Annotated in this window: 13 protein-coding genes; 2 read left to right on the top strand and 11 right to left on the bottom strand. The window is 42.1% G+C overall.

Translation table 11 applies throughout. The annotated features are described in order from the left end of the window. Positions 1-56 precede the first annotated feature (56 nt). The 6 genes from LJE11_RS09580 to LJE11_RS09555 form a co-directional block, all read right to left on the bottom strand. Entirely contained in the window at positions 57-2,693 is a 2,637-nt protein-coding gene (locus LJE11_RS09580; RefSeq protein ID WP_118610403.1) for a cation-translocating P-type ATPase, read from the bottom strand. 104 nt (positions 2,694-2,797) lie between these two features. Beyond that, positions 2,798-3,406, bottom strand: coding sequence for a TerD family protein (locus LJE11_RS09575; RefSeq protein ID WP_008705352.1), 609 nt, complete (start codon positions 3,404-3,406; stop codon positions 2,798-2,800). A gap of 27 nt (positions 3,407-3,433) precedes the next feature. Then, positions 3,434-4,015, bottom strand: a complete 582-nt coding sequence (locus LJE11_RS09570; protein ID WP_025578294.1) for a TerD family protein — start codon at positions 4,013-4,015, stop codon at positions 3,434-3,436. 97 nt (positions 4,016-4,112) lie between these two features. After that, the gene (locus tag LJE11_RS09565) at positions 4,113-4,694 is read right to left on the bottom strand and encodes a TerD family protein (RefSeq protein WP_055057770.1); all 582 of its coding nucleotides are present in this window, start codon (positions 4,692-4,694) and stop codon (positions 4,113-4,115) included. 29 nt (positions 4,695-4,723) lie between these two features. Next, on the bottom strand, positions 4,724-5,878 hold the full coding sequence (locus LJE11_RS09560; RefSeq protein ID WP_020993224.1) for a toxic anion resistance protein: 1,155 nt from the start codon (positions 5,876-5,878) through the stop codon (positions 4,724-4,726). Positions 5,879-5,884: 6 nt separating this feature from the next. After that, on the bottom strand, positions 5,885-8,158 hold the full coding sequence (locus LJE11_RS09555; protein ID WP_227295891.1) for a YceG family protein: 2,274 nt from the start codon (positions 8,156-8,158) through the stop codon (positions 5,885-5,887). A 321-nt stretch (positions 8,159-8,479) separates the two neighbouring features. Between LJE11_RS09555 and LJE11_RS09550 the strand changes: the two genes are divergently transcribed. Further along, a complete protein-coding gene (locus tag LJE11_RS09550) occupies positions 8,480-9,442 on the top strand; it encodes an HpcH/HpaI aldolase/citrate lyase family protein (RefSeq protein WP_022380521.1) in 963 nt (320 codons plus the stop codon). Positions 9,443-9,454: 12 nt separating this feature from the next. Here the strand turns inward: LJE11_RS09550 and LJE11_RS09545 are convergent, their stop codons facing one another. From LJE11_RS09545 to LJE11_RS09535, 3 genes are read right to left on the bottom strand one after another with little or no spacing between them, the layout of a single operon-like run. Continuing rightward, complete coding sequence (locus LJE11_RS09545) at positions 9,455-10,507, bottom strand: cysteine protease StiP family protein (RefSeq protein ID WP_008705360.1); 1,053 nt, start codon at positions 10,505-10,507, stop codon at positions 9,455-9,457. A gap of 1 nt (position 10,508) precedes the next feature. Beyond that, a complete protein-coding gene (locus tag LJE11_RS09540) occupies positions 10,509-11,615 on the bottom strand; it encodes a phosphoribosyltransferase domain-containing protein (RefSeq protein ID WP_055057767.1) in 1,107 nt (368 codons plus the stop codon). A gap of 11 nt (positions 11,616-11,626) precedes the next feature. Then, positions 11,627-12,064, bottom strand: a complete 438-nt coding sequence (locus LJE11_RS09535) for a MarR family winged helix-turn-helix transcriptional regulator (protein ID WP_022380519.1) — start codon at positions 12,062-12,064, stop codon at positions 11,627-11,629. 343 nt (positions 12,065-12,407) lie between these two features. Between LJE11_RS09535 and LJE11_RS09530 the strand changes: the two genes are divergently transcribed. Beyond that, positions 12,408-13,910, top strand: coding sequence for a CapA family protein (locus LJE11_RS09530; protein ID WP_227295889.1), 1,503 nt, complete (start codon positions 12,408-12,410; stop codon positions 13,908-13,910). Here LJE11_RS09530 and LJE11_RS09525 read toward each other — a convergent pair. Beyond that, a complete protein-coding gene (locus LJE11_RS09525; RefSeq protein ID WP_055054135.1) occupies positions 13,904-14,683 on the bottom strand; it encodes a TatD family hydrolase in 780 nt (259 codons plus the stop codon). The genes LJE11_RS09530 and LJE11_RS09525 overlap by 7 nt on opposite strands. A gap of 203 nt (positions 14,684-14,886) precedes the next feature. Next, a complete protein-coding gene (locus LJE11_RS09520; RefSeq protein WP_008705366.1) occupies positions 14,887-15,315 on the bottom strand; it encodes an MOSC domain-containing protein in 429 nt (142 codons plus the stop codon). Positions 15,316-15,469 lie beyond the last annotated feature (154 nt).

Below are 15,469 nucleotides of genomic sequence, written 5' to 3'. Positions count from 1 at the left end.
CTGCCGCACTGTTATTACCTGCGACAGCCCCATAATTATTATTTCATACGTATTGTTTACCTGCTCATGATTGCTTTTCTGATAAGATCCACCGGTATAATAAGTACTGCAAGTACCATGGATACCAGTAATGCCTTTGGCTCAAGCAGAGTTGTGTTAAATACTTTTCCGCCAATTTCAATGATAATGGTCTGAAGAACAAAGATTGCTCCCATTACCAGTACGAAGTTCTTATTCTCCCCGATATGCTCAAACAGATTAAACTTCTCAGATCTGGTATTCAGACTGTTAAAGATGATCGCATAAATGAAGAACGCAAACATAAATGTTTTCTCATAAAGCTCCGGATCTGCACAGCCCGCAGGGATTACCCAACTGGTAATGCCGCCGATATTCTCAAGTATCAGGATAGAACCAAGGGTAATAAATATTGCACTTACTCCGATCGCTGACTTGATGTACGGAGTCAGAATATTATCTGTTCTCTTTGCCGGCTGATCTTTCATATATCTGTCAAGAATAGGTTCTCCACCAAACGCCATGGCAGCCAGTGTATCCATGATCAGGTTGATCCAAAGGATCTGGACAATGGAAAACGGCTCTGTCCATCCCAGGATCGGTGCAATGATATTCATTAACAGAGTACTGATATTTACAGTAAGCTGGAAAATGAGGAATTTTCCAACAGATTTCGCCATAGTCCTGCTGTTAAGCACACAGTCTTTAATGGAAGTCAGACTGTTATTAAGGATAACAACATCTCCTGCCTCCTGTGCAACTGCTGTACCATCTCCCATTGCAAAACCAATGTCTGCCTGTTTTAATGCGGGAGCATCGTTCACACCGTCACCGGTCATACCACAGACATTATCAATCTGCTGTGAAAGAGATACCAGTCTTTTCTTATCAAGCGGTTTCGCGCGGCTTACCACTCTCAGGTTCGGGAGAACTTTCTTCAGCTCTTCATCTGATAATTTCTCCATTTCTTCATGGGTAAGAACCACATCCTTCTTCTCATCTGCAAGAATACCTGCCTCTTTTGCAATGGCTACTGCAGTTTCCTCTGCATCACCGGTAACCATAACTACCTGGATTCCTGCATCATTGAGAATCTGAACAGTCTCAACCGCATCTGTTCTGACATTATCACGCAGACACAGAACTGCCATAAGAACAGTCTTTCCATCGCTGATTTTTGCTACAGAGAGAAGCTTCATGGTTCTTTTTGCCTGTGCATGCATCTGTTCTTCTACTTTATCTTTATCTGCCTTTGTAAACTCTCTTTCTTCCCCGTCCGGAAGCATGTAATGTGTTACTTTATCAATGATATTCTCTGTAGCACCCTTCCAGTAAACAAGTCCGTTTTTCAGTTTTACAGTGGCACATTTCTTCTCGGAATCAAATCCGCTGATCTCTTCTACCTTCTCCGGATCATTGTCAGAATCATTATAACCATGATTGATGGCATAAGAGAGCAGTGCTCTGTCCATGTTGTTACTTCCGATTGCCTTTCCCTCTGAGGAAATCTTTGCAAGGTTATTCAGGGTGATAGCTTCTATAAACTCCCTGCTCTGGATGGAATCAACAATCTCACCGTTACCTGTGATAAATTCTACCAGTGACAGGTTACCCTGTGTGATCGTTCCGGTTTTATCACTGAACAGCACGTTCATGTAAGCAGAATCTGAAAATGCCGCCTTGTGGCTGACAAGGATATTCTTTTTATACATGGACTCTGTATTCATTGACTGAACCAGACTGTTCATCATCGGGAGTCCCTCCGGAACTGCCATGATCACGATAGAAGCCATAAGCATAACTGCTTCCGCTATTACAAGGAGAACGGAAACAACAGTGATTGCCTGATCTGCCCTGATCAGAGTCAGGACAACATGAAGGATACCTGCAATCGCTGCAGCTGACACACCCAGTTTACCGATACCTGCTGCCACACCCTCCAGCTTCAGGCTGGAAGTATCTTTTCGCTCTTCTTCCTCGGAGGTATCTGTCAGAGCTTTGTTTATCTTTCCTAATTCAGAACTGTCTCCGATAACAGTTGCAATCATGTAACCTTCGCCTGAAGTCACAACAGAACCCATAAAGACTTTTCCATGTGAGGAGTAATCCGTAGATTCTGCCTCGTCCATATTGGTTACTGCTGCTTTGTTCTCATCTCTTGATTCACCGTTTAATGCCGCCTGAGATACTTTGATCTTACCTTCAAATAACAGACCATCTGCCGGAACCTTATCTCCTGCCTGGATAAGGATCGTATCACCTTTAACGATTTCACTGGTAAGAATATTGACCAGCTTTCCGTCTCTTACAACTTTGGCATAAGTCTTGCTGTATTCTTCCTGAAGTGCCTCACTTCTTGAAGTATTTCTGTACTCTGACAGGGTACTGAAACCGGTAGCAAGTGCGATTGCGATCACAATACTGATGATCTCCACAACATCATTTCCGCCGGATAATGCAGGGACAAAGATTCCCAACACAGCCAGGATAACTTTAAGAGCCAGAGCCGCACATAATACCTTGATCCAGATATCATCAAATGCGCCGATGAACATGGACCAGAGTGATTCAGTCTCTTTCTTCGCCAGCTCATTGGTGCCGTACTTCGCCTTGCTCTCGCTGACCTGCTGTCCGGACAGGCCCTGCATTCGCTCCTCTTTGTTTATTTCATTCATAATAATTAACCTCCTCTTTCGGGTTTTGCAACTGTTCAATCATGGACAGACAGTTACCGGATTTTATATAAAAAGAGGAACCATAACAGCTCCTCTTTTTATTTTCACACAAATCTCTGGCAGAGTTCCCCAAGTCCGGGATCTGTTGTGCCATTTCCTACGGCGTTGAATTTCCATTCACCGTTATACCTGTATATTTCCCCAAAAATCATCGCAGTCATACCTGAATAATTCTCAGTTAAATTATATTTGCACATTTCTTTATTGTTTCTGGCATCAACCAGACGGATAAATGCATTCTGGATCATTCCAAAATGCTGTTTTCTCTTTACTGCCTGATAGATATTGACAACAATGACAATCTTATCATATTCAGCCGGAACTCTTGACAGATCAATAACGATCTGCTCATCATCTCCCTCGCCTGCTCCTGTAAGATTGTCTCCCATATGATTGACTGTCCCGGATTTATGTTTCAGGTTGCCGAAATATACCAGGTCTGTTTTATCTGTAAATTTACCATTTTTCAACATGATTGCAGAAGCGTCGCAGTCGATTGCCTGATGTGATGAAGAACCAAATAATGCACCAAACAATCCACCACCGCCGGATGGCTTTGCCTCATCCCAGCCAAGTCCCACGATCACCTTTGCTAATCCTGCATGCTCCTTTGACAGATTTACCTTCTGTCCTTTCTGTAAGCTTACTGACATTTTCGTCCCTCCTGTTGCCCTCCGGCACTATTCTACGTCTACACCATAACTGTTGCACAAAGCAGCCAGACCACCCTGATAACCGCTTCCAATGGCATTAAATTTCCATTCGTCACCATTCTTGTACAGTTCACCAAATACAACTGCTGTTTCAATAGAGAAATCTTCTCCAAGATCATATCTGAGGATTTCTTCTCCTGTCACTTCATTGAAGATTCTCACAAAGGCATTAGAAACCTGTCCGAAATTCTGGCGTCTTGCCTCTGCATCATAGATGGTAACTGTAAATGCAATCTTTGTGATATTGGCAGGAATCTTTGACAGATCGATCTTAATCTGCTCATCATCTCCGTCTCCGGCACCTGTAAGGTTGTCTCCCATATGCTGGACTGCTCCGGACGGATGTACAAGATTTCCATAGAATACAAAATCGTTCGAATCAGAAACCCTTCCGGAATCTGTCAGACAGAACGCTGCTGCATCCAGATCGAAATCTCCGCCTGTGTCATAAGCATTGATATCCCATCCGATACCTACAACTACATTCTTAAGTCCCGGGTTACCTTTTGTAAGACTGACCTTCTGTCCTTTTTTTAAACTAACTGGCATATATTTTTCCTCCCATATTGTCTTATCCGCTTCGCTATACAGCTCCATACCTGATAACTGTTTAGTATTTTTACCAAACAGCCGACTGTCTCTTACATTACGCTACTTCAATACCATAATGACCGCAGAGCGCTGCAAGTCCACCTTGGAATCCGCTTCCGATGGCATTAAACTTCCACTCTCCGTTATGTCTGTAAAGTTCTCCTACAACTACTGCTGTTTCAATGGAGAAGTCCTCCCCAAGATCATAATGGATCAGTTCCACCTCATTGGATTCATCTACCAGACGGATGTAAGAGTTTGAAACCTGTCCGAAGTTCTGACGTCTTGCTTCTGCATCATAAATGGTAACTGTAAACGCAATTCTCTCAATATTCGCCGGAACCTTTGACAGATCGATCATGATCTGCTCATCATCACCTTCACCCTCACCGGTAAGGTTATCTCCCATGTGGATGACTGATTCACTGGCATGCTTCAGATTGCCATAGAAAATGAATTCTTTCTCTGTAGGGCATTTTCCGTTGGCACCAAGCATAAATGCTGCTGCATCCAAGTCAAAATCCGAACCTGAATCAAAAGCGTTTACATCCCAGCCAAGTCCTACCATGATCTTCTTAAGTCCCGGATTCTTCTTTGTTAAATCTACCTTCTGTCCTTTTGATAAATTAATAGGCATATCATTCATCCTCCCTTTTTTCTGTGTTTTTATTTTCTTACCGGTGGCACATTGTATTGTTTGTTAAAATCCTGTTTGATTGCCTCCAGACGAACCTGATCCTCCTGGCGTTTCTTTCTGGCATCTTCCTGGATCCTTCTTGTCTCTTCGATTCCATTTGTAATGGTTGCCCATGTCTTCTCAAGAGTCTCAATCTGAATGGAACTTCCGGATGCCATTTTAGCTGTCATCTTCGATACATCTACTGTATTCTGGGCATTCTTAAGAAGCATCTCATTGGTTTTCTTATCCAGTTCTGCAATAGATTCTGCCTGTATCTTCTGCCTTTTCAGAAGAATTGCCTGCGCAAGTGCCTGCTTAAATACAGGAAGCGTAACGATAAACGCAGAATTGATCTTTCTCACCAGATTGTAATTGCTGAACTCCATAGTCTTTATCATGGGAATGGACTGCATTGCCACATTCTCTGCTGTTCTCAGATCCTGTGTCCTCTGTTCCAGCATCATCAGTGCCTGATTCAGACTGGTAAGTTCAAACTGAATAGACTGATCTCCCGTATTTTCCATATCCTGCTGTCTCTGGGCAATGTAGGCTTCAATCTCTTTACATGCCTGTTCTCCTGCAAGGATATATTTCACCAGTTCATGATAATAATCCACATTGGTCTTAAACATGGTATCCAGCTTTTTGTTGGACTGTTTGATTTCAGACTCATATCCTTTAAGCTGAACATAAATCTTATCAACTTCTTCGCCCATTGTGTGATACTTGGCCAGTATCTTATCCAGCTGTTTTCTGAAATTTCCGAAAAGCTTTCCGAAAAGTCCCGGATTATCCTTAATTTCATTAATGTCAAACTGATCCATGATCTTTGCCAGCGATTTAAGCATCTCGCTTGTCTCATTAAGCTGCGACATATTCATGCTGTTGAGGACCACATCAGATGCCTTGGAAATCTCCTCTGCTGCTTTCGCACCAAAAGATACAATGGTATCCATATTGTAAACTTCGATCGTGCTGACAATATCGTCCACTTCTTTTGAATTGACCAGCTCAGCATTCATCTGCTGCCTGTCAGCGACAATATCATATTTCTCCACAACTTCAATCTCATTTTTCTCCTGAAGACCATTACCGGCCTGAGCAGGATTTCCCATAGATGATTTACCGAAATCAAGTCCCATAATCTACTAACCTCTCCTGAAAAGTTTTCTCCGCCATGAGGGGCGGGTACTGTTTGTCGAAATGTTATTCAGATCCGAAACCTGCATATCGTATTTATATTCCCCGATCTGGTGCTCTTCCATCAGTTTTTCTGCAAAGTAGTTCTCCACACTCTGATAGCCTGTAGGGACAAAAAACAGAATGTCAAATCCTGCCAGGTTCAGGAATGTTACAAGAATCGAATCCTGAAGTGAAATCATCGTCTCCCCTGTATTAATATATATCAATTTTGGATTCTTTTTTGTAAAATCAAATTTCTGGATCAGACGCAGAATCTCCTTCGGCAGATCCAGAATCTGCGCGATCACTGTATATTCTGTACCATTTTCCCCAATACCCTTTATCAGTTTCCGCTCGATCAGAAGCTGCAGCTTGTCAAGTATAAATTCCTGCATTTCCTCCCGAAGAAGATGATAAGGATATCTGGGATGATTCTTTATTTTATTCCGCAGAAGCTTTCCGTTTTTATAAAATTCTACGGCAAAGGCTTTCATTGGACCGGAGGCAGTTGGTTCAATGTACGGAGCACTTTTCACAACAACAGTATCCTCTGTGATCAGTGCTGCTATGGATTCCCAGTACTGAGAAACACTTCCATCCTTCACTCCTGAGATTTTTGAAAAAATAACCGGAATATTTACCACACCGTTAACTGTGCTGAAATTAGGTCTGTATTTCAATTCCTGATCCCACAGTAGTTTTATCTCTTCATACATGGTCTGCAGATTGATAACATTCGCCTTCACATACTGCTGATTTCTGTATATCCCACTGTCCTGATACATCAGAGTATCAAGTTCTCTTTCCGCATGATAAGCGGCTGTTCCAATCTTTACCTGAGAACTCTCTTCCGGATATTCTGTGATTGCCAGACTCTCCGGATAGTTGACCTCATACAGAAGTTTATCTTCCAGACAGCACTTAATGTTCAGATCAGGACATAAGATCAGCACATCCAGTGGCAGCCGCCCAAGGAAACTCATAAACAGAGCTTCGTTTTCATTCCGGCAGCCCCCCAGATAAATAAAGCATCCAATCTCCGGTGATTTCCAGTTTATGAACAGCTTCGGCAGATATCTTCTCATCCAGCACAGCAGATACACTGCCCTGTTTGTCAGTCTGTTAAGATTTTCCCCTTCCTTCTGAGATTCAGCCAGCATAACATCCACAAATGTTTTATGCAGGATCCGCTGAAGCTCCGGATTGGCTCCATACTGTATATTACACGCAAGTCCCAGGAGCATCTGATCTCCGGATGTATAGTTTGACCTCTTTATCTCTGAAATTTCCTGCGGCGTTGGTCTTGGAATCTCTTTACTTACGACCACCGTATTTCTCTTTGAATTTCTCAGTTCCTGCTGCAATCTGAATAACTCATTTGCATAAGTAAGCTTATCTTCTGCCCCGTTAATCCTGCAGAAACAGTTATAAAAAAAACGGCTGTCATTTCCCCTTAACAGAATGCTCTCGCGGATATCATCCAGGCCGTTTCCCTTTAGCCATGCATTTGTACAATTTGTAAGCGAAGGTCTGATTCCATACAGTCTCTCATTGTTGAGTTCATTCTGAATCTCATCTCTGACCTTTTTCACACAATATCCCTGCGGAAATGGCTGCAAACCTTCCATCTGCAAACTGTCTGAAAGAACGGAACCCGGATCTGTTTTCAGATATCCCTGATCCCCTGCATACTGAAGCAGTACTACATCACAGCCTACATTGGAAAGAATCGATATGAGCATTAACTCATAATTGCTTATCTGCCCTTCATATAATATTTTAGGGATATGGTTCTCTCCAAGCTGATTTACAATGCGTTCAAATTTATAATACAGCCAGCACATGAACTTGATATATGCGTTCCTGATCATATTCTCGGTTTTCCCGGCTTTTCGCAGGGAATCCAGAGAGTCATAAATGGAGGCTGCCACATTCTGTCTCTGAAACTCATTCATCCTTGGCAGCCATTTTCTCAGACTGACATGGATAAAATCCATACTCATCTGAAAATCCATTCCCATTATTTCATTATAATATGCAAGATTCCCCTCATCGGGATTAGGTATCTTCCCTTCGATAACCACTCCGGTTCTTCTTGCTGTATCATAATATTTCTTTATAAATTCGCCGACTTCTTCAGAATATCCGTTGATACGGTAGAAATAAACACCTTTCTCCCGCCTGCTGTTCAGTTCGACAAAATAATCACTGAGGTTTTGAATTTTTTTGTGTTCCAACATATAAGTATCTCACCTTCAATATCTGCTTATCTTATTTCTGTTCATGATAAGTTCTACAGTAATTTCATAAAATAATGCGGAACCATAATTTTCTCCAAATTTTCGTATAAATTCTACCTCAAAATTGTATCATATTGCTATTTATATTTCAAGAAAATTCCCCTGTTCTTTCTATGGCTTATTCCCCTGAAATGTGCTATGATGTAGCTGCTGACTCGGTCCTTCACACTGTGATGGGCCGGATTACCTGCAGTATTTTATTGAATTTCTATAAGGTACCCTATTTACGGGAATTTTTGTAGATATGTCAGAAGGAGTGTTATGAAAAATAATGTTTTATATTACAGTGTAGGTCCATTACTCTATTGTCCTGCCAACAGAATATCCATCACTGATTCTCTGATAAATGAAAGATTCGGGAACAGATTTTCTCTTGCTCTCTGTCTTGAAGATACCATAAACGACGATCATGTTGAAGAAGCCGAGCAGATACTGATTTCTTCTCTCAGCCAGATATTCATACAGCATGAACAAAAGCCATTCTATCTGCCCAAAATATTTATCCGGGTTCGGAATCCACAGCAGATTCAGAGATTAACAAAAGCTCTTGGGCAATCCATTAAGATTGTTACCGGTTTCATCGTCCCTAAATTCAGCCCGGATAACGCACAAAGTTATATTGAGCAGATGATCCTCGTCAATGAACTTGTCGCAAAAAAGCTTTACATGATGCCTATTTACGAAAGTCCTTCCATTATAGATTTGCGAAACAGAATTGATATTCTCTACTTGTTAAGGGATTCTTTAGCCAGAATTGAAGATCTTATATTGAATATACGTGTTGGCGGAAATGATCTGTGCCATATGTTTGGGTTTCGCAGACATGCCAATGAATCTATTCACAGCATCAGACCTGTTTCAGATATTTTCTCAGATATTATCACTGTATATGGTATGGATTATGTGATTTCCGGTCCTGTATGGGAATATTATGCCGGTGACAGCTGGAAAGAAGGAATGATTCAGGAAATCCGGGAGGACAGACTTTGCGGTTTCATCGGAAAAACCGTTATCCACCCTTCACAGATTCCTGTAGTAAACAGAGCTTATCAGGTTTCACGAAATGACTACCTTGACGCACGGGCGATTTTAAACTGGAATGCTGATTCTGCTTCCCTTGTTGCAGGAAGCAAAACCAGAGAAAGAATGAATGAATATAAAACCCATCTGAACTGGGCTAAGAAAACAGTTTATCTTTCAGAAGTTTTCGGAATAACAGAATAAGTATTACCCTTCTCACGCATCCGCAAGCTTCTTAATGATTCCACAGCATTTATAATGTGTAAGTGGATAGTATTCTACAGGTGTATGTTTCTCTTCGGCAAGTCTGACAATATGCTCCAACTGAGGATTTCCCTTATATCGCTCATCGATCAGCACCTTCCAGGGAATTCTCCTCAGTAATACTCTTGTTGTCTCTCCGATCCCCGGTTTGATCAGATTAATATCGTCAATACCGAAATTCTTTCCTATATTTATTACCTCATCAATACCCTGACTTTCCACTCTTTTTTCCAGATCAGGTGTATTCTCCATATTAAATTCCTTTTCAATGGTTTCAATAAAGTCATATGACAGATCAGAATCTGTCAGTTCTCCGTAATAGACTGCCCCATGGAAATCATCTCTGCCTATTATGTCATCTCTCAGAAAAGTACGGCTGATAAGGCCGGATACTGTACTGTTCAGGCAGGAACTTGGGATCAGGATATCTTCATGTGTTCCGCAAAGCTCCGTAACATTTGCCGGATCTGCCACTACCGCTATGTCAGCAGAAACCCCTTCATATGCAGAGATATCTTTCTTCAATTCATTCAGGATCGCACCCTTGCCAATCCATCCGTCCACAAATAAAATCTGCTGCGGTCTGTACTTTTCAAGCAGATACTTCATGGCATTATCGTCAATCCCTCTTCCTCTGATAATTGAAATGGAATAATGCGGCACATTTATACCATATTTGAATTTGATGTATCGCTTCACAAGGATACCAATTGGGATTCCCGCTCTGGCAAGGGATACCAGGACAATTTTCTTTCCCTTATTCTCTATGATCTTATCTGCCAGCATTCCTACTGCATTGGCAACCGGCTTCGCATAATGTTTCAGCGCATTATGATATACCTGCATATACTGATCTGTAGGAACATATTCAACAGGCAGCATCTCGCTGTAATGTTTTCCGGACTGAATCAGTTTCTCCCGCACTTTGGCAGGCTGAGGTTCTACCAGCCCGGTAATATCCTTCAATAATAAAATCACATCTTCTTCTGAATAGGAACTTCTCAAATCAGCACCACCTTACAACTGTAATATCCTTGTTCTGCATCCGGACAGCATTTATCAGCGTTTCCTGACTCTCCTTTATTTCCGGGGAATCTGTGACAATCAATACCTTGTCATATTTTCCTATATCGTAAATAAACGTTCTCCTGTCCGGATCATATAAACTTTTCAGTTCATATCTGCTGTGAAGGGGATACTCTTTTTCCAGACTCACAGCAATGGGACTTCTTGTAGTCGAATGGCACCTTACTTCGGCTCCCTCTTTTTCCATCTTTCTTCCGATATAAAGTGCAGGGAACATAAACTCCTCAGTGCCGATCACCAGTATTCTTTTGCCAGATATATTATCAGCCATGTTTCCGGTTTTCTCCCGGATTTCTCTCCACAGATTCTCACATGCTTCTTCATATTTCCCGGAATCAATCAGTCTGCGGGCATCCATCCGGTTTTTAACATAAATCGTTGTATACTCTGCGGCCTTATCCGGACATTTATAATAAAATCCGTCTCCCTTAAATGTTTCTGCTCTGTCTCCGTAAGTACTGTGATCCGTTTTTACCAGATAATACAGAGAAATCCCCTGTCTCTTATAACGTTCCAGATTCTCCTCGCTCATTCCGTTTAACAGAGATGCTACTGAATATTTAAATTTTCCGTCATATTCCCTGTCAAGAATACTGATGATATTCCGAATTGTTTTTCCGGTAGTTACTTCATCCTCGATAAATATGATCCGATCCGTCTCCGCCGCTGCTCTGTCAATATCATCTTTTACCAGCTTCTGCTCTGTGGCATGGCTGTGTTCCTCGGAAAAAAACAGATAATTCACGCCGGGAATAACTTCTCTGGTGGTCTGAATATAATCTGCCCCCACAGTAATCGCTGCCTGAGCACCTATGGCAGTTGCTGTCTCCGCAAAGCCCACCAGCAAAAGTTTTTCATCTTTGTATTTCTCCCTGAAAGTATCTGCCAGAGCAGCAAATAAATCCAGTGCCTTTGATGGCACTACCGGAATATGCTTTCCCTGAAGCGGATCCACTACCAGATAGTTTCTCTTCGTATTATTTTCCCTTTTTGCGATCTTTACTAAATCCTTCTCAGTATATTCCATCTTTACTCCTTCTACTGATATGATCTGAAAAATGCCTGCAACTTGGTCAGAGCTTTCGTCAATGCCTCTGTCTCCTCCACATTCAGGCCTTTAAGTACAGCCAGTACCATCTTCTCATGGAAATCTTTATGATGGTAATAAGCTTTCTTCCCCTGTTCTGTCAGGGAGATCAGCACAACCCTTCGGTCCTCCTGACTTCTCATACGCTGGATATATCCCTTCTTTACAAGATTATTCACAGCGATCGTCAATGTACCCACAGTCACATTCAGTTCTCTGGCTACTGTTGACATATTCTTCTGTTCCCGGATACCTACTGCATTAATAATGTGCATATCATTGACGGAAATATTCTTATATTCTCCCGTAATCAATGCCCGTTCTTCCAGGTCCAGAATCTCATTAAATAAATTGACCAGTACATCATTAATTGCCTCATAATGGTTCATCCGGTTACCTCCCTCTTTTTGCTTAAGCAATTCCATATAGCATTGCTGTAGCATGTTTGTACATTCATGGTTATATTGCTACCTATTATACACTAAAATACTTTGTCTCACAAAGCATTTCTGGCAGGTTTTCAAAGAATTTCTCTCTTAATTCTTTCTTTGAACCATGAAATTTGTTATAATGAATAGATAGATTACAGTTCATACGCTCCTGTCTCATTTCCGTATGCAGTCTGCAATGAATTTGAGATACGGTACTGAGGACAGCAATACAGGCTGCAGATTGCTGTAACTGTTCAGCACTCTCACTGTTAAGAACTATTTTAGTTAAAGGGAATTTTCTATGAAAAAAAATAATATGCCACTTAATTTACGGGAGAGAATCAACTCCCGGATCAGTCTTCTGTGTTCTGTTATTGTTCTGGTTCTGCTCGTTCTGGTGATGCATCAGATGGATTACACCCTGATCCGTAAACCGCAGAAAGAAGCAGCAGAAGCAGCGGCTCTCAAGGAACAGCAGGATAAGATCAAAGCTGAAACACCTGTCATCTCCACTGCAAGTGTAATTGCTGTTGGAGATAATCTTTATCACAGCAAGCTGTATGAATCCGGCGAAAATGACTCCGGCATATGGAATTATGACCATATCTACACTCATGTTCTGGACCAGATCCAGGCTGCAGACGTAGCCATGATCGACCAGGAAACGGTTTTTGCTCCAAGCCACGATGCTGTCAGCACTTATCCTTCTTTTGCCACTCCCCAGGAAGTGGGAGATGCCATTATCAAAGCAGGGTTTGATGTAGTGGAATCTGCCACAAATCACGCCGATGATTATGGATATGACTATCTGAAAAGTACTCTGGATTTCTGGAGCACCAATTATCCGGATATTCCTGTACTTGGCATCCACGCCACCCAGGAAGATGCAGACACTGTCAAAGTAAAAGAAGTGAATGGTATTAAGATTGCTTTTCTTGACTATACATACGGCACCAATAATTCCGGTGCAGGCGAAGGATATGAGTACATGATCGATATCTTTGATAAGGATAAGATCACCACAATGATCCAGAAAGCCAAAGAAATCAGCGACTGCATCATCTTTGTGGCTCACTGGGGAACAGAAGATGAAACCATGCCAAATGAATACGAGAAACAATGGGCCGCTTTTCTGATGCAGCAGGGTGTTGATGTGATCATTGGCGGTCATCCGCATGTGCTTCAGCCTTACGGACAGCTTTCTGATGACCAAGGACACAATACCACCATATTCTACTCCCTCGGAAACTTCGTTTCCACCCAGCAGGAACTCCCGGAACTTCTGGAAGGAATGGCAAGTTTTACCATACAGAAATCAACTCTGAACGGCAAATCAACCATCCAGATCCTTTCTCCGGAAGTGAAACCTATGGTCATGCATTATGATTACGATAACGGAGAATACGGACCATATATGCTGGATGATTATACAGAAGAACTTGCTTCTTCCCACAGTGTAAGAAATGTGATCGGTGATGAGTTTACTCTCGATAACCTGAAAGCCAAATTTAAGGAAATCATGTCCATGAATGTGAAGCCTTCCACAAATACAAACCTGCTGAACGTCAAGTTTGACTGGGAGGGCAACATGATTGACAAAACTACCGGAAATGTAGTGGAAGATACAGAATCCATCCACTCCTGGGAATATCAGGCAGACACATCAGACGGAACCGAAGACTCTTCCGACGTTTCTGACAGCTTTTCAGATGAAAGTTCGGATGAAAGTTCGGACGAAAGTTCAGATGAAAGTTCGGATGAAAATTCAGATGATTCTTCAAACGAATATGACAGTGGTTATTGATGAATTCCCAGCAGTTTCTCTGCATTCTGTCTGGTCACATCAATAACCTCCTCTGCTGTAATTCCCTTCAGTTCTGCGATTGCCTGTGCTACATAAGGCAGATTTAATGACGAATTTCTCTTACCTCTGTTTGGCTCTGGAGACATATAGGGACAGTCTGTTTCCAGAACAAGCTGAGACAGGGGTGCATACTGAACCGTCTCTTTCAGTTTCTTTGCGTTCTTAAAAGTGACAACTCCGCCGATCCCCAGATACAGTCCCATTTTCAGATATTCTGCCGCAATCTCCCTGCTGTATGAAAAACAATGAATGATACCGCCATACATACCACCCTGCATATATTCTCTGACGATATTCAGAGTATCCTCGGCAGCTTCTCTGCTGTGGATCATAAACGGAAGCTTCTCTTCTCTGGCAATGTCAAGCTGAGCGCGAAACATTTTCTGCTGGATCTGATGTTCCTCTTCTTCCTTATGCCAGTAATAGTCCAGCCCGATCTCACCGATTGCCACCATCTTGTCCATATGGGATAATCTGCGAATCTCATCCAGAGTCTCCTGTGTCATCTTATCTGCATCATCCGGATGGATTCCCACTGCTCCATATATAAAAGGATATTTCTCCATCAGATCCACAGTATCCTGAAAACCGCCTACAGATGCACAGACATTCACAATCTTCTCAATCCCTCCATCGTACATAGACATGAGAAGCGCTTCCCTGTCTGTGTCAAAGGCCTCGTCATCATAGTGCGCATGTGTATCAATAATCATTTTTTCCTATCTCCTCATGTAATCTTATAGCAATTCCATAAAATAATGCAATCAAGACAGTTCAGCAGAGTGCGAAAGACAAGGAAGATATCTGCAGGCGTGCTGACGCACGGCAAAGATATCTGACGCAGGACTTTGCGCTCTGATAAACCGGATCAATATACATTATTTATGAGAATTGCTATAGTCCGGTTAAAAATCTGTTATAAAATTACCAGCTCATCCCCCGGGTGGATCACACCTCCGTGGAGAACCTTCGTAAAAACTCCCTGTTTCGGCATAATGCACTCTCCCATTTTCTTAAAGATCGCACATCCACTGTGGCATTCTTTTCCAATCTGTGTCAGCTCCAGGACTACATCATTGCACTGGAATTTCGTGCCGATCGGAAGTGTGGCAAAGTCGATTCCCTGAACCACCAGGTTCTCTCCGAATGCCCCGTCTTCTACCTCTGCACCTCTGGCGCGAAAATCTTCAATCTTGTCAAAAGAGAGCAGACTTACCTGACGGTGCCATTTGCCGGCATGGGCATCACCCTCGATTCCCCAGTCCTCAATTACTTTAATCTCCGGAACACTTGTCTTCTGTATTCCCTTTCTTTCACTTGTACAAACCGCAATTACTTTTCCCATAAGATTATCCCTTTTACCTTCCTGTTTTCGTTTCAGATACTGTTTTCGTACCTGCTCTTTCGTTTATTGCCGTCAGCTTATCTTCTCTGCTTTGGCTCACCGATTTCTCTTTTCGTCAGTACATTCTGACGCTACTCTGCTTTCTTATCCCTGT

Origin of the sequence: Blautia sp. DFI.1.216 (assembly GCF_020594215.1) — a bacterium.
Taxonomy (GTDB): Bacteria; Bacillota; Clostridia; order Lachnospirales; family Lachnospiraceae; genus Blautia_A; species Blautia_A wexlerae.
The sequence above is the reverse complement of the archived record's forward strand: the minus strand, read 5'-3'. Positions and strand labels throughout refer to the sequence as shown.